A 26,573-nucleotide genomic window follows, 5' to 3' on the forward strand; every position below is an offset into this window, starting at 1 on the left:
TTGCTCAATAAAGAAAAATAATATGAAAGATAAGAATTTTGACCTTGATAAATATTATACGAAAATCAGAGCACCTTTTGAGAGGGTATTTTCAAAAGATAATAAACGGGTTAGATATATAGGAATTGCCAAAAATCAATTCTCTGAATTTATGAATGCCATATGTTTTAATTTAAAACGATAAAAACAAAGGGAAATTATGGCTAAAGAAATAGGTAAAGATAAAGAAAAATTAAACATAAGTAATCAGCTAGTAGAAGAATTATTATCAAAAGCAGACCCATCAGAGTTATTTGGTCGAGATGGTTTATTTCAACAGCTAAAGAAACAAATAGTTGAGAAAATATTAGCAAGTGAGTTAGATCATGAATTGGGCTACTCAAAGCATAGTAAAGTAGAAAAAGTAGACAATAATCGTCGTAATGGTAGCTATGAAAAGACAGTAATTGATGATGATGGTCGTAAGTTGACATTAGAAGTACCAAGAGACCGGGAAGGTGAGTATAATCCACAATTAATACCAAAAGGGCTGAGGAGATTTAATGGATTTGATGAGAAGGTAATTTCACTTTATGGTAGAGGTATGACAGTCAGTGAGATTCGTGGTCACTTAGAAGAAATATATCAAACTGAAGTATCTAGTGATTTAATATCAACCATAACAGATGGAGTACTAGAGGAGGTAACTAGGTGGCAAAATCGCTATTTAGATAGGATATACCCAATATTGTATTTGGATTGCATATATGTTAAATCTAGAGATAATCATATAGTAATAAATAAAGCTGTATATTTGGCAATTGCGGTTAATATAGAAGGCAAGAAGGAGTTATTGGGCATTTGGATAGGAAAAAATGAAGGCTCTAAATTTTGGATGCAAGTATAACTGAATTAAAGAATCGAGGTGTAGAACAAATTTATGTTGCTTGCGTTGATGGTTTAAAAGGTTTTTCTGAGGCTATCAGTAGCATATTTCCTGCTACTATAGTACAACTATGTATAGTGCATATGGTACGCAATTCAGTAAAGTACGTGTCACATAAGGATTTAAAAGAGGTAACATCAGATTTAAAACAAATTTACACGGCAAATAACGAAGAAATGGCTCGTTTAAAACTGCAACAATTTAGTGTAAAATGGGATAAAAAATATCCAGTAATTTCTGATATTTGGCAGCGTAGTTGGTCAGGAATAATACCATTTTTTGCCTTTCCTGAGGAGATTAGAAAGGTGATTTATACCACGAATACCATAGAGTCTATAAATCGTCAAATTAGGAAAATTATTAAAAATAAAGGTGTATTTCCAGATGATAAATCAATTCAAAAGATAATATTTTTAGCCTTGCAAAATGCGGCTAAAAAATGGACTATGCCTATAAAAGATTGGTCATTAGCTTTAAATCAATTTGAAATACTTTGTGGGAATTTTAAATATGATTTATTGGAAAATAAAAAATGAACTTACACAAAAAAAATGATTGACTCCCTATTGCTTCTTTTTGATTACGGGCTAAACTTTTTTGCTCTTTTGCGTAACTTCACATACTTTTTTACAGATTAGTTAAAATTAATAAAGAACTATACTGTTTTATATAAAAGTCAATTTAACAAAATTAGATTTTATAGCATTGCTAACTCAAGACAGGTGTCGTATGAGCTGAGCGACTGAAAGGAGCGTATCAATCTAAAAAAATAATAATAAATTCTAGTTTACAGAGTTTTTAACTAGATTGCTTAGTCAATATACTTTGTAATTTCCTTGCAATGGCGTTAATTTATTAAATAAATCTATCTTTATTTAGCAATGCCAATAAATTTCTAATTTAATACTTGCAATTTATCTTATAATTACTTATATTCAGATCCGCTTAGATTAAAAAGCACTAAGGCGTTTTATATGTAATTAATTTTGATCCCCTTAAACTTTTTACATTAAAACGCCGTTATTTTATTTAAGCGGGTGTAGCTCAGGGGTAGAGCGCTACCTTGCCAAGGTTGAAGTCGAGGGTTCGAATCCCTTCACCCGCTCCAGTGATTTTGTCCGTTTTATGTCATTCCCGCGTAAGCGGGAATGACATAGAGCATGTTTTTCGAGCTAAGCAACAACGCCCTTTTGCAAATGACATCAGTAAGTTTATCATAAATTCAATCTTCCAAACCATATTTTTTCTTAATATCTTCTAATGAGATTACTTCTTCTCTTTTTTCTATACGAGACAAAGCAATTAATAAATCTGCTTTTTCTTCTATATAACTTTCTATTGCTTTACGTATAATATATCCTTTTGGTCTATCGATTTCCTTAGCAACATTAGAAAGTATAATATCTAGTTCATTAGAAATTCTAGTAGTTATAACTGTCATAAAAATAGCCATTTATCGGTTTTGTGATAACTTATATTAGTATAAAATACATTTAAATATATTTTATATTATTATTTTACCCTTGCATTAAAGCTATTAGGTAGCTATTTTTATTTTATTAGACTTAGTGCATAACCTATCTTATAAAGAGAAATTTTAAGGAAACATGGCACGCAGCACCGCAGCGTACAAAAAGGGACGTGAGATGCGAGTACCGGATTGATGTATACCGCAGATACTTCAAAAGTTGGAAGCCAAATAAGTGGTGAGCCTGCGGAGCGTAGCAAACTACATGAGCAAAGGCGAAGCCTAAAATTTGACGTACCAAATCTTGAAGTATCTGCGGTATACAAATTACTTTTAGAAAGAGGTTATACAGGAAGACTATTGCAACAATTAGGAAATTACATATGTCAGCAAATACGCAAGATAATCAGGCAAATAATAACGACACTATAGAAATACAGGAAACTGAGGTAGTGCCCGTAGAAACAAATTCTTTACAATCGGGGTTAACAAGCTTAATACCGATGGTTTTAATTTTTGCTGTATTTTACTTCTTATTATTACGTCCACAAGAAACACGACGCAAAGAAAGAGAGAAATTAGTAAGTGAAGTTAAAAAAGGCGAAGAAGTTCTAACAAATAGCGGCATTTATGGTATTGTGACTAAAATAAGTGAAAATGACAATAATATTGAAATCGAAATAGCTAAAGATGTACGTATTAAAGTTTTAAAAAGTGCTATTATCGATATAACTAGTCGTACAAAAGAAGTAGCAGTAAAAAAAGAAAACAACAAAAAAGACAAGAAGGTAAGCGGTGCAAAATCTTCCTAAGTGGAAAATTTTTCTTTCAATTATATGTACGGTTTTTGCAGTTATTTGTGCCTTACCTAATTTCATGCAAGTAAACTCTAAGTTTCTACCTCATGATTCAGTAAATCTAGGACTTGATCTTAGAGGAGGAGCCCATTTATTACTCGATGTTGATTTTGACACCTACTTAAATGATTCAATGGAAAATCTTGCCGACACTTTACGCAAAAATTTTCGTGAGGATAAAATCGGCTATAAAAATCTGTTAGTTAGACAAAATAGCATTCAATTAGAAGTAAGATCGCCTGAGAAATTAAAGCCGTTAAAGAAAATAATTAATAAAATCGATCCAGAAATTATCGCTGAAGTAAATGAAAATAAAATAAAGCTTAGCTACAGCGAATCTAGATTAAATGACTTACTTAATAAGGTAGTAGACCAATCTATTGAGATCGTTCGCATGAGAGTTGATAGTACCGGCACTAAAGAGCCGACCCTACAGAAACAAGGCGATAAGCATATATTACTGCAAGTTCCCGGTGAAGAAAATCCCTCTTACCTGAAGAATATATTAGGGAAAACTGCAAAGCTAACTTTTCATTTAGTTGATGAAAATGCCAATATCGAAGAAGCGGTAAAAGGACATGTTCCAGTAGGTTCAATGCTAGTTAAGGGAGATAACGAAAGTCATGGGGAGTATTATGTCGTTATAAAGAAAAAAGTTGTTTTGGGTGGGGATCAGCTTACAACTGCTTCAGCTTCTTTTGACCAAAATTCGCAAGCGGTAGTTGCTTTTTCTTTCAACAATTTAGGTAGTAAAATATTTGGTGAAATAACTAAAAATAATACCGGTAAACGCCTTGCTATAGTTTTAGACAATAAATTACTAAGTGCTCCAACGATAAACGGAGCGATTATGGGCGGAAGCGGTATAATAACAGGAAATTTTACCGTTGAGTCGGCAAATGAGCTTGCACTATTATTGCGAGCCGGTTCGCTTCCTGCCCCACTTAAAATTATTGAAGAGAGAAGTATAGGTCCAAATTTGGGTGCTGATTCTATAGAGTCGGGCAAAAAGGCAGGACTTATAGGATTTATAGCAGTGTGTATATTTATGGTTTGGTCTTACGGTGTGCTTGGTTTATTTGCCAATATAGCCTTAAGCCTTGCATTGTTATATATTTTAGCTTTACTTTCACTTTTCCAAGCTACTTTAACTCTGCCGGGAATTGCAGGAATAATACTCACTATGGGTATGGCTGTTGATGCTAATGTATTGATTTACGAAAGAATTAAAGAGGAACTGCATAAAGGAGTGTCTAATCTTTATGCTATTAGAACCGGTTTTGAATCTGCGTTTGCCACTATCCTTGATGCTAACCTAACTACTTTAATCGTTGCTTTTTTACTTTATATATTTGGAGTAGGTGCAATAAAAGGTTTTGCCGTTGCATTAACGATCGGGATTATATCTTCAATGTTTTCGGCGATTATCATTACTAAATTGTTAATAGATATTTGGGTAAAATATTTTAAACCTAAAAAATTAGGGCTTGTGTAAAAGAGTAGACTTGGTTGTATGGTCTTTTTATGTCATTCCCACGAAAGCGAGAATCCAGTATAACCTTTAATGTCATCCCGCAACTTGATTGCGGGATCTCAGAACACGGCCTGTGATATAAGATACCGTAGTCAAGCCACGGTATGACATTTTCACTTTTCTCTGGATTCCTGCTTTCGCAGGAATGACATAAGAGCCATACAGCAGGACCAGAGCTAGGATGACAACGCAAAAATGGATAGTATCTTATGAAAATACAGTCTAATGTTATAAAAATAATTATCGTAATTAGCTTATTAATAGGAGTAGGAGCATTATATTTGTTGTTATCTTTAAGAACGCCTGAAAAGCCACTTGCCGGTCAAGTTAATATCTATGAAGATAACGTAAAAATCGGCGGTGATTTTGAACTAATAGACCAAAATGGAGAGATATTTAATAGTGATAAGTTGAAAGGCAACTTAAGCCTCATTTACTTTGGATTTACTAGTTGTCCTGATATATGCCCAACCTCTCTAAATAAAATGACGGAGATTGTAGAAATTTTAAATAAACATAAAATAGATATTCTACCTGTTTTTATCACTATTGACCCAAAACGTGATACTCCTATAGCACTTAAAGAATATCTAAAACATTTTCATCCGAAATTTATAGGTCTTACCGGTAACGAGCAGCAAATAAAAGATGTAACTGATAAATTCAAGGTTTTCTATGCTCGTGTGCATGGTGATGATGACGACCCGAACTATATGCTTGATCATTCATCTTTTACATATTTAATCGATGCAAACGGAAAATATCTGAAACATTTCTATTTAGATTCTTCACCTAAGGAAATTATGGAATTTTTAAGAAATGAATAATTATATATCGGTAGCGTATTTATTTACCTTTTTAACCTTAGCGATATTGTTAATTGTAAGTTTTTTAAATTACAAGTCATTGAAAAATAAACAGAACTTTAATGCAAAAGAGAGTAAGGAATAGATTAATAACAATAATTATTTGTTTCTGCTCAGCATGTTTAGGAATTATTATAATACTTTACAATTTAGAGAAAAATATAGTATTTTTTTTGCCGCCGTCAAAAATTAATGAAATAGAACAAGGCAAAGAGTTAAGAGTCGGTGGGCTTGTTAAAACAGACTCAATAAATAAAATTGCTGATGATAAGATAAGTTTTGTTATTACCGATAATATTAAGGATTTCGAGATATTATATCAAGGAGCCCTTCCGGCTCTATTTCGTAAAGGACAAGGAATTATTGCCATCGGGCAATTATCGAACGGGAAATTTATAGCAAGACAATTACTTGCAAAGCATGATGAGAATTACAGACCTCCGCAATAACAACGTCATTGCGAAGAGCGAAGCGACGTGGCAATCTAGTAAAATAGGCCTGAGATTGCTTCGTCGAATTACGTTGTAATTCTCCTCGCAATGACGAAAAATAACTAAACCAAATAAATAAAAACATGTTTATAGATAAAATCAAAGCAAAAGCAAATAATTACGAAATAAACGTAATTATCGAAATTCCGATGAATAGCGGTCCAATCAAATACGAATTTGACAAAGAATCAGGAGCAGTTTTTGTTGATCGCTTTATGCAAACTACCATGAGCTATCCATGCAATTACGGTTTTATTCCTCATACTCTTTCAAATGACGGTGATCCGGTAGACGTACTTGTCGTAGCTCATCATCCAGTAGTGCCTGGGTCGGTTATAAAATGCCGAGCAGTCGGTGTATTGATGATGGAAGACGAATCAGGGCTTGATGAGAAAATAATCGCAGTACCGACTTCTAAGCTCGATATTACTTTCGATCATATTAAAGAGCTAGATGATTTATGTGACATGCTCAAGAAACGTATCGTGCATTTCTTTGAGCATTATAAAGATTTAGAAAAAGGTAAATGGGTTAAAGTTACTGGATGGGAAAATAAATCAAAAGCAGACGCTTTAATCAATGAAGGAATAGATAGGGTCAACTAGGGATAAGAATTCATGACGTTGCTTGCATGGTGCTTAATGTCATTCCCGCGGAGGCGGGAAGCCAGAAAAAGTAGCCTTAATCCCGATCTCAACAATTACACATTAATTAACAAAATAAACCTATAAAAACAAGTTTTTATAGGTTTTACTGGATTCCCGCCTCCGCGGGAATGACATCAGAAAAATAAGATAAAAAACAAACAGTGACCGACTTCTTGCATAATGTAGCTAATAAAGAGGAATTTGAAAGAAACACGGAACGCAGCACCGCAGCGTACACTTTAGTACATGAGAATGCGAGTACCGGATTGACGCACAAATTACCTTTAGAAGCAAGTTATGCAAGAAGTCGATTATTTCGTTCAGGAGTCGTAGTAGCTTTTTGCACATTAATTTCTCGCATATTTGGCTTAGTGCGTGAACAGTTTATCGCATCATTATTCGGCTCTACACCTATGGGTGATAGCATTAATGTTGCTTTTAAACTACCGAATCTATTTAGAAGAATTTTTGCAGAAGGAGCATTATCAAGCGTATTCATTCCTATTTATAATGAAAAAATGCTTATTTCTAAGAAAGCCGCTAATAATTTTTCAGGTGAGGTTTTTACCCTTTTACTTCTGACATTAATAGTAATAATAGCATTAATGCAAATCTTCATGCCACAATTAATGCTGTTTATTGTTCCTGGATTTCACGGTAAAAAAGAAAAGTTTGAGCTTACGGTATTTTTATGCCGCATTACAATACCTTATTTAATATTTGTTTCATTAACGGCTCTACTTGGCGGAATATTAAACTCTGTAAAAAAATTCGCTGCATTTGCTTTTTCACCGGTTATTTTAAGTATATGCGTAATAATTTTTACTTTAACATTTGATCATTATATAGAATCTACTATCTCAATTAGCTTATCTTTAATAATGGCCGGAATATTACAAGTTTCGTTTATGTTTGTCTGTGTGAAAAGAGCGGATTTAAACTTTCCGATAATTTTTAACCCAAGCGATCCCGATGTAAAAAAGCTTTTGATTAATATGGGACCGGCAACCATTAGCTCCGGCATACAGCAATTAAACCTTTTCATATCCCAATCTATTGCTAGCTTTATTGAAGGTGCTATTTCTATATTATCTTATGCCGACCGGATATATCAATTTCCTCTATCAATAATAGGTACTAGCTTCTCTACTATATTGCTACCTGAGCTGTCAAAAATCTATAAATCAAATGATATAGTAGCTGCAAAAAAAATACAGAATAATGCTATTAGAATGGGATTATTATTATCGTTGCCTGCTACATTCGGTATTATAATTCTATCTCATCCGATTATTAATATAATTTATGAAAGAGGAGTATTCACGAGCCAAGATACTACAAATACAGCTGAGGCTATTTCTGCGTTTGCACTTGGGCTCCCTGCTTTTATTTTGGCAAAAATTTTAACTCCTATTTTTTATGCTAACGGAGATACTAAAGCACCGCTCAAAATAACCTTATTTTCAATAATAATTAATACCGGCATGAACCTATTATTAATGGATTCTTTGAAACATATCGGTATTGCAGTCGGTACATCTATTGCAGCTTGGTATAATCTAGGTTTATTATATAGCTATACTACAAAACAAAATAAGCTTCATATAGAAGCCGGTATAAAACTTTTCTGCGGTAAAATTTTGTTATGCTGTATCTTAATGTCTATTATAATTGCTTTAATAAAGCATTATTATTTAGAATATTTTTATTCGGAATATTTACTGATTAAAGTCTGTATGCTAGGTAGTACAATTGCAGTTGGAATGGGAGCATTTTTCGGCACGGCATATTTATTAAAAGCGGTTAATTATGATAATAACAAAAAATAAGCACCAATCAAATTATCAGGATTGGCTAAAAGCCTTAGCTATTATAACCATGATCATTGATCATGTAGGTTTATATCTATATCCTGAATTAACGATTATGCGGATCATAGGTCGTACAGCTATGCCAGTATTTTGCTTTTTTGCCGGTTATAATTTTCATGATAAACCAAAAACCCATATAATAATATTCGGTGTTTTATTACAAATATATACCACTGTACTATTTAAACAGTTTCTTACTACAAATATTTTAATCTCTATCTATTTAGGGCAATGGTATATTTATTATTTTCGTAATTCTTTAACTCACTTTTTCTATAGCGGTTATTGTCATGCAATTATAATGGTACTATTGTGGTATATTAGCTGGGCTTTGATTGATTACGGGACTCTTGTAATTGCTACAATGATACTTGGATTTATTTCAAAACATGAGCAGGCAAACTTAAAACTTTGCTGTTTTATAGCAATTTTTGCCTCTTTCGTGCATTCAACTCTTTTTACTCTTGCGATTTTTTCCTTTAATGAGTTTAATTTTTCAAATACTGACTTAATTTTAAACCTCACTTTCTTAACAATTACCTATATATTAATGATCCTAAGCGATTATTCACAAAAAATAGCTATAAATCTAAAATGGATAAGTCGCAATGTTTTATATATTTACTGCATACACATTATGATCTTACAATTCATATTAATCTATAAATACACATATGGTTTTAAAAATTGGTAAATAAACATTAATAATGAGTGACAGCGTAATTTAGTTAATATTAATATATTTAAATAAATTGATAATTAAATATATGAATATAATAGATCGTTTAATTTTGGATAATGAACAATATAAAGAGCAATTTAAAAAAACAAACTATTTAAAATTAAGTTAGATAGTACGCTACGAAAAAATAAATTTCTTAAACATTTTCGGATTTGGTCAGATGAGTTTCAAAAAATGGTATTAGCAAGAGTAGTGTTTTCTGAAACAAAAGAATTTCAACAACTTGCATGGGAGCATCTTACCGATGAATTTGGACATAATAGAGAATTATTCCAAAATCTAGAAAATAATGAAGAAACTACAGATTCTATTTTTGAGGCCTTAGGTTCTTGGTTTACGCTAAAAATGATGACTCTTGGAGATAGTGAAAAAGCCGTCCTTGTCCATTTAGTAATAGAGTCTTGTGCTACTATATTTTATGCAAAACTAGGATCAATATTTTTTAATCATAAAGCAGCAAAACATTTCAAAATACATATGTATCTTGATCCTGAACATGAACAAATGGGAATAGATTTATTAAAACAAATAAACATTAATGATTCTTCTTTACTCACTATTCAAAAAAAAGGCTGGGATATGATTGACGCTCTGTTTACTAGACTTGCTGAAATCACACAGGATTAGCTTTAACTTATAGTATTCTAGATTTTATAAAAAAGCTTGCTTGCACGGTGCGGTTTTTCGTCATTGCAAGCGACTGAAAGGAGCACGGCAATCTCAGGACTTTGGCACAAGATTGCTTCATCAAATTACTGCGTAATTCTTTTCTCGCAATGACGGTAAAAATCGAACCACACAACAACGCCAATGCCAAGCGGCAATAGCATATTCAAACTAAACCAACTCGCTTACTTGAGATTTGGCAAAGAGCTTGATCTGAAAGTTAACAAAATTTACATTACCTTTTGAGCCTATTTCCGCAAATTTATGCGCTTTAAGAAGTAGGTCATAATCGTCCGCTAAATCGGCGAAGAAAAATGCGATTTCGCCGCTTTGTTTTACTCCTAAAATCTCACCGCTACCTCGAAGTTTTAAATCCTGCTCAGCTATATAAAATCCATCATTAGTTTGTTTCATTATCTCAAACCTACCTCGTGCAACTTTTCTAAGCCTTTTAGGATTGTATAACAATATACAATATGACTGCAAACTACCCCGCCCTACTCTACCTCTAAGCTGATGAAGTTGAGCGAGACCAAATTGCTCGGCATTCTCAATAATTATCAAAGTGGCTTCAGGTATGTCTATTCCGACTTCAATAACGGTTGTTGCAACTAATATCTTAATTTCACCTTCCTTAAATTGCTTCATTATTTGGTCTTTCTGCTCGTTTTTCATCTTACCGTGAATAATACCGGTATAACCTTGATAGATATTGTCTATAGAGTTAAAACGATTCATCACATCCATCAATAAACTATCCTCTTCCGGCGTTTCTTTCGCTCCCTGCTCTATCAATGGACAAATCCAATATACCCGCTCACCTGCAATAAGCTTCTTATTTATCGCTGCTATAATATGCTCTATCTTATTAACGGATATGGTATTTGTAGCGATAGGTAAACGACTTTTTGGCTTACCCATTAGCTTTGAGATAGTCATATCACCAAACATAGTAAGTGCAAGGCTTCGAGGAATCGGCGTTGCAGTCATAACTAACACATCGGGATTTACCCCTTTATTTATTAAATTCAAACGCTGTTGCACCCCAAATCTATGCTGCTCATCAATAACTATATAACCTAGTTTCTTAAAAGTTACTTTTTCTTGAAATAAAGCATGAGTGCCGACTAATATATCAATCTCATCGTTGTCAAGTTGTATCATAATATTTTTACGAGCTGCCCCCAGTATCTTACCTGTAAGTAATCCGACTCTTATATTAGTATTTTTTAAAGCTTTAACAAAAAACTCATAATGCTGATTGGCAAGCAAATCAGTTGGAGCCATAAGCGTTGCTTGAAATCCAGTGGCTACCACATTTACCATCGTCAGCAGAGCTACCAAAGTTTTACCAGAGCCAACATCGCCTTGCAACAATCTCATCATTTCTATTTTATTGCTTTGATCACACTCTATTTCTTCTATGACTTGCTTTTGATAAGAAGTTAACTCAAATCCTAGCTCATTTAATATATTTGTTTGAATAGATACAGCTTTAGGGTAAATATTACCTTGTCTTCTACTTATTTGCGTACGTACATTTAAAAGAGATATTTGATTAGCGATAAGCTCCTTAGCTGCTAGTTGTTTTTTGGCGTTAGTATATAAATCGTCATTGCGAAGCCCCTTTAGGGGCTGCGGCAATCTAGAATTTATTAATTTTACATTACTGGATTGCTTCGTCGGCATGAATGCCTCCTCGCAATGACGGAAAACATGCAACATTTGCAAATTCTGCAATATAATATCTAAATAATCTTTTACTTCTTTATCTTCTATACTCTTACACTTCTCTGCAAATATCTCTATTGCTTTTATGATATATGAATATAACTGCTTGTTACTAAGTAAATATGTCAGGGAATAAATCGGCTCTATTTCTTTTGCGAGTTTAGGATTTACAATAAATTCAGGATGCGCAATTTGTAAGTAATGATCAAAAAATTGTACCTTTCCGCTGATAATATGAGAAGTACCAACTTGCAGCTTATTAAAAATAAACGGTGGGGGTTTATGAAAAAACACTAATAACAAAGAACCAGTATCATTGCTAGCTGTAATTTTTAAAGGCTGACTACTTTTCTTTGGTAAATTAATGCTCTCAATTACAATTTCTGTTTGGATTATGTCACCGTCTCTAACTTCAGTTAAATTAGGCGATAATATTTTATTTTGATATGAAACAGGTAGATAAAATAATAAATCACGAATATTGTTAATACCAAGCCTTTTAAGAGCAGATACGGTATCTTCACGTATATTGATGAACGTTTTTACAGAAGAGAATAAGAATTTTTCTAAAATAGTTAGCATATATAGTCATAATTATCTTATATACAAATATATATACTTTATAATAAAAGAAGAATAATAAAATATACAAATTATGACTAATATGTCATTCCTGCAAAAGCGGGAATCCAGTAATTAAACGGTGCATACACAGTAAGTTTTTAAAATTAAAAGCTTGATGTATCGCGCTTTTTTCTGGATTTCTGCTTTCGCAGGAATGACATATTAATCATGCAACAAGCCTTCTCTTATAAATCTAATTTTAACCCTGCTCTAACTATAGCTGAGAATTTTAAAGGCATACCTTCTATAAATCCCGCTGTTTTGTAACCGTCTGAGCCGACTATCTTAAATGTTTCATTTAAGCTAAGCCCAAAATTAACGGCTCCAAGTCCAACTTGCTTACAACTTTCTTTTAAAGGGGTAGCGGTTAACATTTTAGGCTGATTCCAAAATGTCGCTTCTAAACCTAAACCGATAAATTCAACTTTGACTAAGTTATTAGCTTTAACTCCGACACCGTAAGACTTAAATTTTTGATTTTTGCCGTAATGAATATTAACTTGCATATATTTGTTATCAACAACAAAATGGTTAACTAAACCACGCTCTAAACCGTATGGAGCAAGTATCGCTCTAGTAGCCGGTAAGTATTTAACCGGTCCTAATTCAATCATCGGAATATTATTTAAGTTAGTATTCATTAAAAATGAATATCCTGAATAGAATAAAAACGGATCAAATAAATCTAAATAAGCATATGAACGAATTTTATTTTTAGTAATATAATTTTTACCGTATATGGAGTTAATCGCTTTTACATATGCATTTATATCATTAACGCTTTTATCTTTGCCATCAAACTTAGTACTAAAAATATAACTTGCTTGATCTAGTCTTGTCCATAAATAACCTATACCGTAAGTAGGATTAATTTTGTTACTTGCCATGTATCTATCTTTAATATTTTCAGATAACAAATAACTTGCTTGCATTCCCCCTGTATCTATAGCAATTTGCTTATGAACTTGCAAAGAATTAAAATCTTTAGTTTTAAAATATGTTGTATCCTCAAAAGGATCTACTTCATATTTTGTTACTTTTAAATCAAATTCTTTGCTCTTGCTCTATAACCTCCTATTTCATGATTACCTACCATAATCCAAGATGTAGCAGTAAATCTTGTAATATAACTTAAGATCTTCATAGCTATATTATCTGAATCGGCAAACATAGCATCATCTAATTGATGGTAACCTTCAATTAATGACATAGCAGCATCGCTACTCGCTCTTGAGGACATATCTTTATCATAAGTCACTACATAACTATAATTTTTTTTAGAATTTTCTTGAATTGTTATATCGTCATCAATATTTGATGCAGTTACTAATACTGTTGATGAATACAAAAAATAAGCAGCAATGGTTAAATTTAATTTCTTGTAAAGTATTTTTTTAATATACCAAACTTGTGTATATCCTTGACTTCTTTTGAAAAGCCTCCTAATTTCTTAAATAATAGATATTAAATAATTTAAAATTTATGAATAAAATCTATCCTTCGGCTGAAGCTGCTCTTGAAGGACTTCTTTATGACGGCATGACTATAATGTCGGGCGGATTCGGTCTATGCGGTATTCCTGAAAATTTAATAAATGCACTTCTTAAAATCAATGTTCAAAATTTAACAGTTATAAGCAATAATTGCGGTGTTGACAATTTCGGACTTGGGCTTCTTCTTCAAACTAAACAAATAAAAAAAATGATTTCTTCGTATGTCGGAGAAAATAAGATTTTTGAGCAACAATATCTTGATAAGGTTTTAGAGCTTGAGCTAAACCCACAAGGAACTTTAGCTGAACGAATTAGGGCTGCTTGTATGGGAATTCCGGCTTTTTATACTAAAACAGGTATAGGTACAATTGTAGAGGAAGGTAAAGAAACAAAGGAGTTTAACGGCAAAAAATATATAATGGAAACTGCCCTTCAAGCTGACCTTGCTATTATTAAAGGCTTTAAAGCTGATAAAAGCGGCAACGTGATTTACAATAAAACTGCACGAAATTTTAATTCAGTCATGGCAGGTGCCGCTAAAGTTACAGTTTGTGAAGTAGAGGAAATAGTTGAGGTGGGAGAGCTTGACCCTAACAATATTCACACACCTAATATTTTCATACAGCGATTAATAGTAGGTGAAAAATATGAGAAACGTATTGAGGTATGCCTACGCATGTAGCAAATTATATACCTCAAGGAGTGAATGTAATATTTCAAAGCGAGAACGGTATGCTTGGTATGGGACCATTTCCTTACGCAGGAGAGGAAGATCCTGATTTAATTAACGCCGGTAAGCAAACTATTACTGCTATTCCTGAAAGCCGCTATTTCGACAGTAGCTTTTCATTTGGGATGATTAGAGGTTCGCATGTCGATTTAACTATTTTAGGTGCTATGCAAGTCTCACAAACAGGAGATCTTGCCAACTGGACTATTCCAGGTAAAATGGTTAAAGGTATGGGAGGAGCTATGGATTTGGTCGCTAACACCAAAAGAGTAGTTATTATAATGGAACATAACGCAAAAGATGGCAGTGCTAAATTATTAAAAGAATGCAGCTTTCCGTTAACAGGTAAAAAAGTAGTTAACAGAGTAATTACCGATCTTGGAATTTTTGATATTGATAAAGATGAAATGATATTAGTTAGACAAGCTGACGATGTTACTATTGAAGAAATAAAGTCTAAAACTGAAGCCGAGTTTATAGTTAATTTATAATATGGAGAATAAAATGGTTAAAGTATCGTATATTATAGTGGATACGGTCATACTGCAAAAGTAGCTGAAGAACTAAATAAGAGCATACAAGAAGTAGGAGCAAATGTTTCTTATACAAATAAATAAAGATAAACCTGATAATCTCGATTGGGATTTATTAGACAATGCAGATGCTATCATTTTTGGAGTCCCAACCTATATGGGTAGTTTAGCCAGATCGTTTAAAATATTTATGGAAGCTACCTCAACTAGATGGGCACAACAACAATGGCAAGATAAAATAGCTGCAGCTTTTACTAATTCTGCTTCTTATGCAGGTGATAAGTTATGCAGTATTCAGCAGCTATTGCACTTCGCTATGCAGCATTGTATGATTTGGGTCGGGCAAGCTGAAGCTGCTCCGAATTTTTCCGATCATGAGATGCCTGATCCCGATAAAATTAAAATTAACCGCTTAGGTAGCTGGTCAGGACGTATGACTCAATCTAACCACAAATCTTCTCCTGATATTACTCCTACTCAAGGCGATTTAAAAACTGCTAATTTCTTTGGTAAAAGAATAGTTGAAATAACTAAGAAGTTTAAAGGGGAGATTTATATGGTGTTTTATGTCATTCCCGCGGAAGCGGGAATCCAAAAAATAACTTTAATGCTGCTATAAAATTACCATTAATTGATAAAATAAACCTAAAAAAACAAGTTTTTTATAGGTTTTACTGGATTCTCGCTTCCGCGGGAATGACATTTATTATCTAACAAATGATGGTTTTTGTGAGTTCCTATTATTAATTTTTTGAGCATGCGTAGTCATTTTAGCATCTCGTTCTCCTTTAGTTTTAAGAATTTTTGATTTATTCCTATTAACACTAACATCACTCCAGTTACCACTATCGCTTTCACTGCTACTACTATCACTCATCTCCATAGCAACTCTTCGTGCTAAAATTGATGCAACTCCACTAATTTTGTTAACATTCTGAGCAGACTTACTCTGAGAATGTGCAACCGGTTTTCCTGTATTAGGGTCAAATTCAACTTTTCTTAGTTTTTTTGGCCCTACTATTTCTCTCATTAAATCAGCAGTATCTATAGAAGGACGTGGTTGATTTTCCGGTTTTTTAACCGTAGTAGCTTCTACAGGCTTAGATAATGTATCAGTCTGAGCCGGAGCCATAGTAGGCATAGGCGGTGGCGGAGGTGGAGGTGGAGGTGGAGGTGGAGGTGGAGGTGGAATGTTATTTTCCGGTAAAGAAGGCGGTGGTGGAATGTTATTTTCCGGTAAAGAAGGCGGTGGTGGAATGTTATTTTCCGGTAAAGAAGGCGGTGGTGGAATGTTATTTTCCGGTAAAGAAGGCGGTGGTGTTATATTATTTTCCAAAGGTTTAGCTAGGGACGAATTTGCTAATATTGGTTCTTTTTTTGAAGCCATGTGATTTGTAAGGTTACTTACTATCTTTTGTAACTCCTCATTGTCAGGTAATTTTGCAATTATATCCTTAATATTTCTTTCTTTATTTTCAATTAATTCCTCAAATTTATGCTTCGTTTTATATAATTGTTCCTCAATCTTTCTAATTGTTCTAGTATTACTCTCTTTGTTTTTTGCTAAAACCTGCTCACTATTATTTACAAAAACATTTTTAACATTTTGCCAAATATTATTTAATTTTTCAAAAAATGTATAAGGTACTTCTGCCCTAATTTCAGCAACCTGTTTTTGTATTTCTTTAAGTTCTCTGATATTAGAATTTTCGGATATTAAATTTTGGATGTTTTGTTTTGTAGCATTTAAAGAATTATATTGTTTCTCTAGTGCTTCAGCATTAATGAATTGTAAGGGATTTGTCATATGTAGAGCTGAGAATCTTTCAGGTTTACTCTTATAACTAAAAAATACTTCCGATAATCTTGCTCTTTGATCTTTAGATAAATCTTTCTTTGTTAAATCCTTAAAATTTTTTGCGATTTCTTCTTGTAATTCTTGCTTTAAAGGTGCAGATTTTTCCGCTATATTATATATCTTATTATCAATATCTTTTAATATTTTATTATTATACTTTATTGCTTCATTTGTTAACTGTTCTTCACTTTTTATCAAAATATACTTTACATTAGAAACTGTTTTTACAAATCTTTTAAACCAAGGCAGCGATCTATTATGTTCTTTTTCTAGTTCTTTAGTTTCATTTTGTATTTCGATTAAACCTTGCAACTGCTTATTTTGTTCGCATAATTCATTTACTTGGCTTAATATAGTATTTAAAGCATTATTTTCTTGTGCTAATAATTTATTTATATCTATTTCTTTAACCATGCCATACACCTACTATAAATTAATATCATTATTATAGCAAATTTCTTATACAAAAGCAAAGAGAAAGTTAATTTATGTAATGTATTTTTGATAAATAAAAGATAGATAAACGAATATAGTTAACGTAATTTTAAGGATGATAAGCCTATAAGAGCAAATATAACTGAAATAATCCAAAATCTTATTACGACTTTTGATTCTGCCCAGCCGTGTTTTTCAAAATGATGATGGAGCGGTGCCATTTTAAATATTCTTTTTCCTTTAGTAGCTTTGAAGTAATATACCTGTAAAATTACGGATGCCGTTTCAATAACAAACAAGCCGCCGACTATAGCTAAAACTATTTCATGCTTAGTAATAACGCTAATAATACCAAGCACACCGCCAAGACTTAGACTACCGGTATCGCCCATAAAAACTTCTGCCGGTTGCGCATTAAACCATAAAAATCCAAGGCAGCTACCGACTAATCCCGCACATAACACCGTTAACTCTCCGGTATTCGGTATATAGGTTAGCTGTAAGTAGTTCGAGTAAATTAGATTTCCTACTAAATAACTTATTAAAGCAAAAGAACCAGCAGTAAAGGCAATAGGAACGGTAGCAAGACCATCAAGCCCATCCGTTAGATTCACAGCATTAGAAGAGCCGACTATAACAAATATAGCAAAAACTATATAAAAATAACCAAGATCCAAACTTAAATTTTTAAAAAACGGTACGTTAAGTAAATGACTTGGACTTTTATCTAGATATTCTAGTAAAACACATATAATGAAGCTAATAATTCCTTGAAGTAAAAGCTTACTTTTTCCTCTTACTCCGTAATGATTATTTTTAGTTACCTTAGCATAATCATCCATAAATCCTATAATACCAAAACTAATAAAACCAAATAACGTAATCCAAATATATTTATTCGTTAAATCAGCAAGTAATAAAGTAGAAAGACAACTAGACAAAATAATCATAATGCCCCCCATTGTCGGGGTACCTACTTTTGTTTGATGCGATTCAGGTCCGTCTGAGCGTATAGGCTGACCGTTTTTTTGAAGAGATCGCAGAAATTCTATTAATATCGGACCCGTGATAAAACTAAGACTTAGAGTTATAATAATAGCAAGACCGCTACGAAAAGTAATATAGTGAAATAAATTAGCTATATGTGAATTATGGATATGAGGAAGTAAAAGATTGTATAACATTTGTAGATTTAAATTTAAAAGTATATTTTGATGTTATTCATTGTGCATGGATACCAAATCGTCATTGCGAGCAGTCGTAGACTGCGCGGCAGCAATCTAGTCAAACATACTGAGATTACTTCGTCAATTACTACGTAATTTCCGCGCAATGACGGACAACAAAACCACATAATATTAAAAATATCCTAGTGTATTTATTTATAATAATCAACAATCTTATCAAGTTTTACGCCTCTTGACCCTTTTATTAGAATAAGCTCATTACCTTCAAATAAATCCGTAATATGCGTAATTAATTCATCAACATTTTTAAAGTATTTTTTAGCTATTTTGGAAGGTAGTAAATCATCAATATATTTAGTATTTACTCCTACTAAATAGACCTTAGAACAAGCGGCATCTAATATGTACTGCACTAGTTTCTCATGTAATCGTTTAGAATTTTCCCCTAGCTCTAGCATATCGCCTATTATAGCAGTTTTATGCTCGGCAGGTACTTGTTTTAAATATTCTAATGCAGCTTTCATTGACTGCGGACTTGCGTTATAGTAATCACAAATTACACGACAATTTTGTATATTGATAATTTCCCCTCTTCCTTTAGTAGGAGAAATATTTGCTAAGTGATTTGCAGCTATCTCTATATCTTTACCTAATATATCGATAATTAAAAGTACACCAGTATAATTTTCGGTAAAATGCCGAGGAATAAACGGTATCGTTACATCTAAGACTTTATTATTTATCTTATACTTTAAGTAGACTTGCTCTCCTAGGTTCTCATATAAAATTAATTCTGCTGAAGTTTTAGCTGATCTACCGAAACTATGTATATCGGTTATAGAAAGGTTTTTTAATATCGATAATATTTTGTTATAGCAATTAGTATCGGCATTAATAACGGCAATATCATTTTTGCTAAAATTTGCAAAAATCTCACATTTAGCTTCAGCTATCTCTTCAAGCGAGTTAAAAAATTCTAAATGCGCCTCCGAAATATTAGTAATCATGGCAATATTCGGCTTTAATATTTGAACCAGCTCTCTTATTTCACCTTTATGGTTCATGCCAAGCTCAAAAATAGCATATTCCGTATCATCAGCCATTGAAGCAAGATTAATAAGCATACCGAGTTTGTTATTGAAGTTACCTCGGCTAGCAAAAACTAGAAAATCATGTTGTAATAATACTTTCAGTGCTTCTTTGGTAGAAGTTTTACCGACGCTGCCTGTTATAGCTATAAATTTAGCTTTTGAATTCTCTCGTTTATATAAAGCCATTTTTTGTAGAGCTTCAAAACAATTATCGACTAAGATAATTTTATCTTTATCATTGATCTCTACTCGCTTACTAATAATTACGGCTGCTGCTCCTTTATCTATTGCATCTAGAACATAATCGTGACCATCTCTATTACCTTGAAGTGCTATAAATAAATCACCTTTTTTAACATCTTTGGAATTAAATTGCACTTCATTACAATTTATAGAATTAGAGATTGTTATACCGAGAACAGCACTTAAAGTTTTAGAGTTCCAGATCATATGTTTTTGTTATTTATGTGTTGTTGTATGGCTTGTTTATGTCATTCCCGCGTAGGCGGGAAGCCAGTAAACATATAAAAAGCAAGCTTTTTATGGGACTGTTGCGAGATGAGAGGATAGCAGGTATAATTAAAAAAAACAAAAAATATGTTCATATGTCTGAGTATCAAATGATAATGGTAAGTTTAGATGAGTTAATAAGTGTGGATCATCAATATCGTAAATTCAAAAGTTTATTCAATTTTAAAGCAGTTGAAGCTGAGTTATTAGCAGTAGAATGCGAAGCTAACTATAAAGGCTATGGTATAGTGAGGCTGTTTAAATGTTTGCTGCTGCAATTTATGGAAGACTTATCGGATCGGGAATTGGAACGTTATTTAGCTGATAGCACAGCGGCAAAATGGTTTTGTGATTTTGCTCTTACAGAGAAGACGCCTGATTATAGTGTATTTAGTAAAATACGTAAAAAAATAGGCACTAATTTACTATCAAAAATATTTGTAAAATTCCGAGATCAACTACGAGCACAAGGCTATATGGGTGAAGTATTTACCTTTGTAGATGCTTCTCATTTAATCTCAAAAGCTAATCTTTGGGAGGAACGTGATAAACTAAGAACACAAAAATATGATAAATTGAATAATGAGACTCTGCCTAAGGTTGTAAAGGATAAACAAGCTAAAATTGGCTGTAAGGGAGCAAATAAATTTTGGTATGGTTATAAAAAACATGTGAGTGTCGATATTCAATCAGGAATGATCAATAAGGTTGCAGTTACCCCTGCAAATGTTACTGATAGCAAAGGTTTTAAGCATGTTATGCCAAGCTCCGGTGCTACATATGTTGATAAAGGTTATTGTACAATCTCTGCCAAGAATGCAGCAGCTAAAAAGGGGTTCCATCTTTGCTCAATAAAGAAAAATAATATGAAAGATAAGAATTTTGACCTTGATAAATATTATACGAAAATCAGAGCACCTTTTGAGAGGGTATTTTCAAAAGATAATAAACGGGTTAGATATATAGGAATTGCCAAAAATCAATTCTCTGAATTTATGAATGCCATATGTTTTAATTTAAAACGATTAGTGGTTTTAACAACTTTAATAGCTTAGAGAAATTTGTTAATAAAAATCCTAACTCTGTAAACAAATCTCTATTAAATTACTATACTATTGAATAAATTTTATCTCAATATTAAACAGAATTTCTTTTTAAAAATATTTGGACAGAGCTAAATATTTATTTATCTGTTTTCCTCTCATTTTACTATTAAAAATTATCTCGCAACAGTCCCTTTATATGTTTATTTTATCAAATATGTAACTTCTGTATTAATATTGAAGTTATTTTTCTGGATCCCCGCTTCCGCGGGGATGACATCAAGGTTTTTTTAAAACTGTCCGGTACTATGGGTCAAGCCACGGGATGACAAACTTTTACACACTTCCTCACAACCTCAGCATCATCAAAAGGTAATTTCTTATCGCCTATAATTTGGTAATTTTCATGACCTTTGCCGGCAACTAATAAGATATCATCTTGTTTTAAATTATTTATACCGTATTTAATAGCCTCTTCTCTATTGGCTATTTCTGTATAATCTGCTTTCTCTATACCGCTTATGATTTCAGCTCTAATAAGCTTTGGGTCTTCATGGCGTGGATTATCATCTGTAATTATGATGGTATCGACACGTTTTGCGGCTATTTGCCCCATAAGACTTCTCTTTGCCTTATCACGATTACCGCCGCAGCCAAAAACTACGCTTAGCTTACTATTACGTAATTTAATATTTTTCAGTTCCGTTAAAGCTTTTTCAAGAGCGTCCGGAGTGTGGGCATAATCAACGAAGATATTAGTGTTATCTATTCTCTCCATTCTGCCTTTTACTGCTTTAACTTCTACTAAAGAATCTATAACATCATCAAAAGCAAAACCAATATAATGAATGCTAAGAACAGCAATTAATAAATTACTAGCCTGAAAGCTACCAATTATCGGGGTATTAAAATTATATTCTCTATTATTAAATGTAAAATTAATATTTTGTCCTTTTAAAGAACCGTTAATTCTAGTTATTTCTAAATCACCTTTTTTCCCAACGGTTATAAATTTAATATTATGATTATGTAGATAATCTTTAACAAACTCTATTTCTTCTATATCAGAATTTAATATTGCGATGCCGTTCGGTAATAAATGATTTATAAATAATTTCAGTTTGGCTAATAAATAATTTTCTTTTGTATGGTGGTAATCTAGATGATCCTGACTAAAGCTAGTAAAACATGCAATATTTACTTTTATGTCCCTAAGTCTTGCTTGATCAAGACCATGACTAGAAGCTTCAAAAACTAAATATTCTATACCATTTTCAGCTAAATTATGAGCAATTTTTCTAAAGCTTAAATAGTCTAAAGTTGTTAATTCCGGTACATCATTTATAAGATTAACGCAGCCAAATATTTCTACCCCTATCGTACCTATAGATGCTGCTTTTTTCCCAAGTAATGAATATGTTTGAGCTATATATGATACTACCGAGCTTTTACCGTTAGTACCGGTTACGGCTATTAGATCCTTTGGTTTTTTAGGATAGAATATTTCTATGGCTTCATATAAAGCTGCCTGCACATCTTTTACGTAAATTACTTTATCTATAACAATATTTTTTTTATTGTCCGTAATTACTAATACTGCACCTTTGCTTAAAGCATCCTTAATAAAATCATTTCCATCAGTATTCCGTCCTTTAATCGCAAAAAAGACGTCTTTATCCTTAACGGTTTTAGAATTAATCGACAAACCTTTTACGTTATGTTGTTGAAATAATTGCTTTAGGTTATGGGACATATTTATTATGTTAAAAACGTGTTACCGTCATTGCGAGGAAATTGCATAGCAATTGACGAAGCAATCTCAGGAGTTTGTTATTATTTCATGAGATTGCTACGCAGCCTACGGCTGCTCGCAATGACGGAGCAGGAATGACACCGAGTCTACACCTCCGATAAATTCCAAAGTAGTTGATTTGCCTCAACAATTATATTTTTATCTACTAATTTCTTGATATATACTAATTTATTATCTGGTTTGATTTTTGCCTGATTAGAGTAAGTACTAACGAATTTTAAAATTTTATCAGTCATATCGGCATTTTTATAAAATTTAATCACAAATCCGTTATCTCCTGAATCTAGATTTTCAATATTTAACTTAAAGCATAATAGTTTTATTTTTACAATATCAAGTAAATTATTAAATTCAATCGGTAGTAAACCGAATCTATCAATCATCTCATCTTTAAATGTCTCTACTTCTATCTCATTACTTAAATTACCTATTCTTCTATATAGTCCAAGTTTAAGAGCTGCATCGGCTACATAATTATCTGGAATAAAGACGGATAATCCCAAATTAATAGTCGGGATAAAGGGTTGTTCTGAAACAATCGGTTCATCTTTTAAAATAGCTATTTGTTCTTCCAGCATTTCTTTATAGAGTTCTGTACCTACTTCTTTAATTTGTCCTGATTGTTCTTCACCTATCAAATTACCGAAACCTCGTAAATCCATATCACGGCTTACAATAGTAAAACCTGAGCCCAAAGCACAACTATTTTGTATTATCTCTAAGCGTCTGAAGGAGTGCGATGTCATCTTTTTATGACTTGCTACCGTTAGATAGGCATAACCCCGCATTTTACCTCGACCTATGCGACCACGCAATTGATATAGCTGACTAAGACCCAGCATATCAGCATTATGTATGATCATGGTATTTGCCTCGGCTATATCAATTCCTGATTCTATAATAGTAGTTGAGACTAGTATATCGAATTTGCCGGCATAAAACTCGCTCATAACCTCATCAATTTTACTCGGAGTCATTTTTCCGTAAGCTATTTTATAGCTTAATTCCGGCACGATTTGTTTTAATTGTTTTGTGATATCCTCTATATCTTTAATTCTTGGAACTACATAAAAGCTTCTTCCGCCTCTAAAATGTTCGCGTAATAATGCATCTCTGATAATAACAGGATCAAACGGCATCACCGAGGTACGAACTTCCAGCCTGTTTAGAGGCGGCGTTGCAATAATGCTAAGTTCTTTTAAACCGGTCATTGACATTTGCAGCGTTCGAGGAATCGGTGTTGCCGACATTGCAAGTACATGGGAAGAGGATTTTAGCGATTTAAGAAATTCTTTTTGACCGACACCGAAGTGTTGTTCTTCATCGATTATTAACAATTTCAAATTAAAGAATTTTATATTTTTATGTAATAAAGAATGAGTGCCTATTATTATATTTATTTTACCGCTTTCAAGCTCCGATCTTATAATTTTTGCTTCTTTAGAACTAATAACGCTAGATAATTGCTTGATATTTAAACCAAAACCTTTGAACCTTTCTATGAACCTTGAAAAATGTTGACTACATAAAATAGTTGTCGGTACAACTACGGCTACTTGAGGTAAATGTTCATTTAGAGATTTTGCTACCATAAAAACGGCACGCATTGCTACCTCTGTTTTACCAAACCCGACATCACCGCATATTAACCTATCCATTAACATACCGTTTCTTAGATCTTCTTTAATATCGTTTATAGCGATTAATTGGTCTTCCGTTTCGCTGAAAGGAAAATTAGCACAAAATTTATCATATTCTTCAAGGTCAAATTCAACGGAAGCACTACTATTAAGTTTCCTTTTAGCTGCTATTTGTATTAAATGCAGTGCTATCTCTTTTATACGATTTTTAAGCTTTGCCTTACTTCTTTGCCATGAAACGCTACCAAGCTTATCAAGCTCCGCATTATCATTGCCGTATTTTTTTATTACTTCTATACTTTCAACTGGTACATATAATTTATCATTGCCGGCATATAAAATCTTTAAAAAATCATGTGGTTTGCCTTTAATTTCTAAAGCTTCTAGCTTTAAAAACTGCCCTATTCCATGATCTTTGTGAACAACCAATTCGCCTTCAGCTAAATTATCAAGCTCCAGCAAGATATTTTTAAGTTTTTTGTTAGTGTTTGTAGAGCTAGGTTTTTCTTCTAATAATTCGCTAGCGGTAATAAATAAATATTTTTTCGTATAAAAGCTTTGATTTAAAGGAATTATCCCGACATTTATCATTGAAGCCTTAGCCTCATCTAATTTATTTATCTCATTATATTTATATTCATAATTTTGAATTATGCTTTTGATTCGCTCAAAACTACTTAAAACGCTTGAGCCTATAATAATTTTCTTATGAGAATTTGCTTTAATAACCTCAAATAATTTATCGAAAACTGTTTTCTTTTCTATAAAACTTGTAGCAGCTATATTTTCAATTAAGCTAGCTTGCTCTGAGTTTTCAAAAGTAAGTAGTATATTATTTTTTTGTTCTAGTAATTCCGTTATTTCAGAAGCGGTAAAATATAAGCTAGTCGGTGCAAGGGTGGGATAGAAACTATTAAATTTAAGTTTATTTGCCTCTGACCTTGCCGAATAAAAATCGTTATAACTATGTTCAAATTCTAAAATGGCTTGTTTTGACAAATTATCGAATATGAAAATAGGATCGTTTAAATAATCTATTAAGTTAGAGCAGGAATCGTAAAATAACGGGAGTAATTGTTCATATCCTGTGAATTTTCTTCCAGATATTACCGCCTCATATAAAGCATTATCAGTATGATTAACTCCAAAATTTCGTAAGTAATTATTCTTAAAATTACCTATAGTTTCACTATTTAAAACTATCTCATTTGCAGGACTAATAATAAGCTCCCTGCAGGATTTAGTCGAAATTTGCGTATCAATATCAAATTCTTTTATTGATTCAATATAACCCCAGCTAAAATGAATTCTATAAGCTTTAGGACCGGGCAATATTATATCAATGATTTCGCCTCTAACCGCAAATTCCCCGGCATCGATGCTACTCGCATTTCTTGTAAAACTATTTTCTACTAGAAACATAGCAAGCTCATCCGTAGTAAATTTCATTTTAGGGGATAATTTCAAAAAATATTTAGAAAAAAAATCTTTCGGCGGTAATTTGTTTAATAAGTTCGCTGTATGAGTGATGAGTAATTTGCTATTACTATTATTTGTTGTTAGCTTGGTTAATGTTTCTGCACGTCTAGATAAGATATTTGCATTTGGTGACGTATGGTCATAAGGGATGGTATTATAGCTTGGAAAGTAATAAATCTTTTCATTAGAAGAAAAAAATAAAGCTTGCTTGTATAATTGCAACGCCTCCTCTTCATTACTCGCACTCAAGATGAAATCTTGTTTAAGATTCTTAGTAAAATTATCAATTGCAAAGAAAGATTTGGCAGCAGCCGGAAATTTTTGTTGTAACATTCTACA

Annotated in this window: 20 protein-coding genes, 1 tRNA gene and 5 pseudogenes; 17 read left to right on the forward strand and 9 right to left on the reverse strand. The window is 32.5% G+C overall.

The window, feature by feature from the left end; translation table 11 throughout:
- The 3 genes and pseudogenes from C4Q30_RS02800 to C4Q30_RS02810 form a co-directional block, all read left to right on the forward strand.
- On the forward strand, positions 1-184 hold a 184-nt coding region (locus C4Q30_RS02800), incomplete at its 5' end, for a hypothetical protein (protein WP_209445199.1).
- A gap of 15 nt (positions 185-199) precedes the next feature.
- A pseudogene (locus C4Q30_RS02805) lies at positions 200-1,461 on the forward strand (IS256 family transposase).
- A gap of 497 nt (positions 1,462-1,958) precedes the next feature.
- Positions 1,959-2,033 (forward strand) — tRNA-Gly (locus C4Q30_RS02810).
- A gap of 114 nt (positions 2,034-2,147) precedes the next feature.
- Here the strand turns inward: C4Q30_RS02810 and C4Q30_RS02815 are convergent.
- On the reverse strand, positions 2,148-2,378 hold the full coding sequence (locus tag C4Q30_RS02815; protein ID WP_103897153.1) for a DUF6290 family protein: 231 nt from the start codon (positions 2,376-2,378) through the stop codon (positions 2,148-2,150).
- A gap of 207 nt (positions 2,379-2,585) precedes the next feature.
- Between C4Q30_RS02815 and C4Q30_RS02820 the strand changes: the two genes are divergently transcribed.
- The 9 genes and pseudogenes from C4Q30_RS02820 (at position 2,586) to C4Q30_RS02860 (ending at position 10,028) form a co-directional block, all read left to right on the forward strand.
- Positions 2,586-2,825 carry a palindromic element RPE5 domain-containing protein gene (locus tag C4Q30_RS02820; RefSeq protein ID WP_014014539.1) on the forward strand — a complete coding sequence of 80 codons (240 nt, stop codon included), beginning with the start codon at positions 2,586-2,588 and terminating at the stop codon, positions 2,823-2,825.
- On the forward strand, positions 2,777-3,205 hold the full coding sequence (gene yajC, locus C4Q30_RS02825; RefSeq protein WP_103897154.1) for a preprotein translocase subunit YajC: 429 nt from the start codon (positions 2,777-2,779) through the stop codon (positions 3,203-3,205). The genes C4Q30_RS02820 and yajC overlap by 49 nt, the downstream gene beginning before the upstream one ends.
- Positions 3,189-4,745, forward strand: a complete 1,557-nt coding sequence (gene secD / locus C4Q30_RS02830; protein ID WP_014014541.1) for a protein translocase subunit SecD — start codon at positions 3,189-3,191, stop codon at positions 4,743-4,745. The genes yajC and secD overlap by 17 nt, the downstream gene beginning before the upstream one ends.
- Positions 4,746-4,993: 248 nt before the next feature.
- Positions 4,994-5,611, forward strand: coding sequence for an SCO family protein (locus C4Q30_RS02835; protein WP_012736692.1), 618 nt, complete (start codon positions 4,994-4,996; stop codon positions 5,609-5,611).
- 101 nt (positions 5,612-5,712) lie between these two features.
- A complete protein-coding gene (ccmE, locus tag C4Q30_RS02840) occupies positions 5,713-6,099 on the forward strand; it encodes a cytochrome c maturation protein CcmE (RefSeq protein ID WP_014120981.1) in 387 nt (128 codons plus the stop codon).
- A 125-nt stretch (positions 6,100-6,224) separates the two neighbouring features.
- Positions 6,225-6,746: an inorganic diphosphatase gene (gene ppa, locus C4Q30_RS02845; protein ID WP_103897155.1), complete on the forward strand. Its 522-nt coding sequence runs from the start codon at positions 6,225-6,227 to the stop codon at positions 6,744-6,746.
- Between the two features lie 308 nt (positions 6,747-7,054).
- Positions 7,055-8,617, forward strand: coding sequence for a murein biosynthesis integral membrane protein MurJ (gene murJ / locus C4Q30_RS02850; protein WP_410525780.1), 1,563 nt, complete (start codon positions 7,055-7,057; stop codon positions 8,615-8,617).
- Positions 8,598-9,353: a TraX family protein gene (locus C4Q30_RS02855; protein ID WP_103897157.1), complete on the forward strand. Its 756-nt coding sequence runs from the start codon at positions 8,598-8,600 to the stop codon at positions 9,351-9,353. The genes murJ and C4Q30_RS02855 overlap by 20 nt, the downstream gene beginning before the upstream one ends.
- A 73-nt stretch (positions 9,354-9,426) precedes the next feature.
- Positions 9,427-10,028 (forward strand): annotated as a pseudogene (locus tag C4Q30_RS02860) (hypothetical protein).
- A 210-nt stretch (positions 10,029-10,238) separates the two neighbouring features.
- On the opposite strand, the gene C4Q30_RS02865 reads toward C4Q30_RS02860, so the two are convergent.
- From C4Q30_RS02865 to C4Q30_RS02880, 3 genes are all read right to left on the reverse strand, one after another.
- Positions 10,239-12,380, reverse strand: a complete 2,142-nt coding sequence (locus C4Q30_RS02865; protein ID WP_103897158.1) for an ATP-dependent DNA helicase RecG — start codon at positions 12,378-12,380, stop codon at positions 10,239-10,241.
- Positions 12,381-12,607: 227 nt separating this feature from the next.
- Positions 12,608-13,393 carry a hypothetical protein gene (locus C4Q30_RS02875; protein WP_245207452.1) on the reverse strand — a complete coding sequence of 262 codons (786 nt, stop codon included), beginning with the start codon at positions 13,391-13,393 and terminating at the stop codon, positions 12,608-12,610.
- A 68-nt stretch (positions 13,394-13,461) separates the two neighbouring features.
- Positions 13,462-13,770: a hypothetical protein gene (locus C4Q30_RS02880; RefSeq protein WP_103897159.1), complete on the reverse strand. Its 309-nt coding sequence runs from the start codon at positions 13,768-13,770 to the stop codon at positions 13,462-13,464.
- A gap of 134 nt (positions 13,771-13,904) precedes the next feature.
- On the opposite strand from C4Q30_RS02880, the gene C4Q30_RS02885 reads away from it, so the two are divergent.
- The 4 genes and pseudogenes from C4Q30_RS02885 to C4Q30_RS09495 all read left to right on the forward strand — a co-directional run.
- On the forward strand, positions 13,905-14,597 hold the full coding sequence (locus C4Q30_RS02885) for a CoA transferase subunit A (RefSeq protein WP_103897160.1): 693 nt from the start codon (positions 13,905-13,907) through the stop codon (positions 14,595-14,597).
- Positions 14,579-15,136, forward strand: a pseudogene (locus C4Q30_RS02890) (3-oxoacid CoA-transferase subunit B); the annotation flags it as partial. The gene C4Q30_RS02885 and the pseudogene C4Q30_RS02890, both read left to right, overlap by 19 nt.
- Positions 15,137-15,335: 199 nt before the next feature.
- Positions 15,336-15,464, forward strand: a pseudogene (locus C4Q30_RS09490) (flavodoxin family protein); the annotation flags it as partial.
- Between the two features lie 42 nt (positions 15,465-15,506).
- A pseudogene (locus C4Q30_RS09495) lies at positions 15,507-15,725 on the forward strand (transcriptional regulator); the annotation flags it as partial.
- Between the two features lie 159 nt (positions 15,726-15,884).
- Here C4Q30_RS09495 and rickA read toward each other — a convergent pair.
- From rickA to C4Q30_RS02910, 3 genes are all read right to left on the reverse strand, one after another.
- Positions 15,885-17,450 (reverse strand): Arp2/3 complex-activating protein RickA, encoded by a 1,566-nt coding sequence (gene rickA, locus C4Q30_RS02900; protein ID WP_103897162.1) that lies wholly within the window; start codon positions 17,448-17,450, stop codon positions 15,885-15,887.
- Between the two features lie 119 nt (positions 17,451-17,569).
- Positions 17,570-18,655: a phospho-N-acetylmuramoyl-pentapeptide-transferase gene (mraY, locus tag C4Q30_RS02905; protein ID WP_103897163.1), complete on the reverse strand. Its 1,086-nt coding sequence runs from the start codon at positions 18,653-18,655 to the stop codon at positions 17,570-17,572.
- Positions 18,656-18,849: 194 nt separating this feature from the next.
- Entirely contained in the window at positions 18,850-20,199 is a 1,350-nt protein-coding gene (locus C4Q30_RS02910; protein ID WP_014014554.1) for a UDP-N-acetylmuramoyl-tripeptide--D-alanyl-D-alanine ligase, read from the reverse strand.
- A 92-nt stretch (positions 20,200-20,291) separates the two neighbouring features.
- Between C4Q30_RS02910 and C4Q30_RS02915 the strand changes: the two genes are divergently transcribed.
- Positions 20,292-21,314: a transposase gene (locus C4Q30_RS02915; protein WP_209445172.1), complete on the forward strand. Its 1,023-nt coding sequence runs from the start codon at positions 20,292-20,294 to the stop codon at positions 21,312-21,314.
- A 301-nt stretch (positions 21,315-21,615) separates the two neighbouring features.
- Here C4Q30_RS02915 and C4Q30_RS02920 read toward each other — a convergent pair whose 3' ends face one another.
- Both C4Q30_RS02920 and mfd read right to left on the reverse strand, forming a co-directional pair.
- Positions 21,616-23,055 carry a UDP-N-acetylmuramoyl-L-alanyl-D-glutamate--2,6-diaminopimelate ligase gene (locus tag C4Q30_RS02920; protein ID WP_103897164.1) on the reverse strand — a complete coding sequence of 480 codons (1,440 nt, stop codon included), beginning with the start codon at positions 23,053-23,055 and terminating at the stop codon, positions 21,616-21,618.
- A 146-nt stretch (positions 23,056-23,201) separates the two neighbouring features.
- Entirely contained in the window at positions 23,202-26,567 is a 3,366-nt protein-coding gene (gene mfd, locus C4Q30_RS02930) for a transcription-repair coupling factor (protein WP_103897165.1), read from the reverse strand.
- Between the last annotated feature and the right edge of the window lie 6 nt (positions 26,568-26,573).

The organism is Rickettsia fournieri (genome assembly GCF_900243065.1).
Taxonomy (GTDB): domain Bacteria; phylum Pseudomonadota; class Alphaproteobacteria; order Rickettsiales; family Rickettsiaceae; genus Rickettsia; species Rickettsia rickettsii.

Coding starts and splice junctions, on each gene's coding strand:
- C4Q30_RS02815 (WP_103897153.1), bottom strand. CDS start 2,378: ATGGCTATTTTTATGACAGTTATAACTACTAGAATTTCTAATGAACTA.
- yajC (WP_103897154.1), top strand. CDS start 2,777: ATGTCAGCAAATACGCAAGATAATCAGGCAAATAATAACGACACTATA.
- C4Q30_RS02835 (WP_012736692.1), top strand. CDS start 4,994: ATGAAAATACAGTCTAATGTTATAAAAATAATTATCGTAATTAGCTTA.
- ccmE (WP_014120981.1), top strand. CDS start 5,713: ATGCAAAAGAGAGTAAGGAATAGATTAATAACAATAATTATTTGTTTC.
- ppa (WP_103897155.1), top strand. CDS start 6,225: ATGTTTATAGATAAAATCAAAGCAAAAGCAAATAATTACGAAATAAAC.
- C4Q30_RS02855 (WP_103897157.1), top strand. CDS start 8,598: ATGATAATAACAAAAAATAAGCACCAATCAAATTATCAGGATTGGCTA.
- C4Q30_RS02865 (WP_103897158.1), bottom strand. CDS start 12,380: ATGCTAACTATTTTAGAAAAATTCTTATTCTCTTCTGTAAAAACGTTC.
- C4Q30_RS02885 (WP_103897160.1), top strand. CDS start 13,905: ATGAATAAAATCTATCCTTCGGCTGAAGCTGCTCTTGAAGGACTTCTT.
- rickA (WP_103897162.1), bottom strand. CDS start 17,450: ATGGTTAAAGAAATAGATATAAATAAATTATTAGCACAAGAAAATAAT.
- mraY (WP_103897163.1), bottom strand. CDS start 18,655: ATGTTATACAATCTTTTACTTCCTCATATCCATAATTCACATATAGCT.
- C4Q30_RS02910 (WP_014014554.1), bottom strand. CDS start 20,199: ATGATCTGGAACTCTAAAACTTTAAGTGCTGTTCTCGGTATAACAATC.
- C4Q30_RS02915 (WP_209445172.1), top strand. CDS start 20,292: ATGGGACTGTTGCGAGATGAGAGGATAGCAGGTATAATTAAAAAAAAC.
- C4Q30_RS02920 (WP_103897164.1), bottom strand. CDS start 23,055: ATGTCCCATAACCTAAAGCAATTATTTCAACAACATAACGTAAAAGGT.
- mfd (WP_103897165.1), bottom strand. CDS start 26,567: ATGTTACAACAAAAATTTCCGGCTGCTGCCAAATCTTTCTTTGCAATT.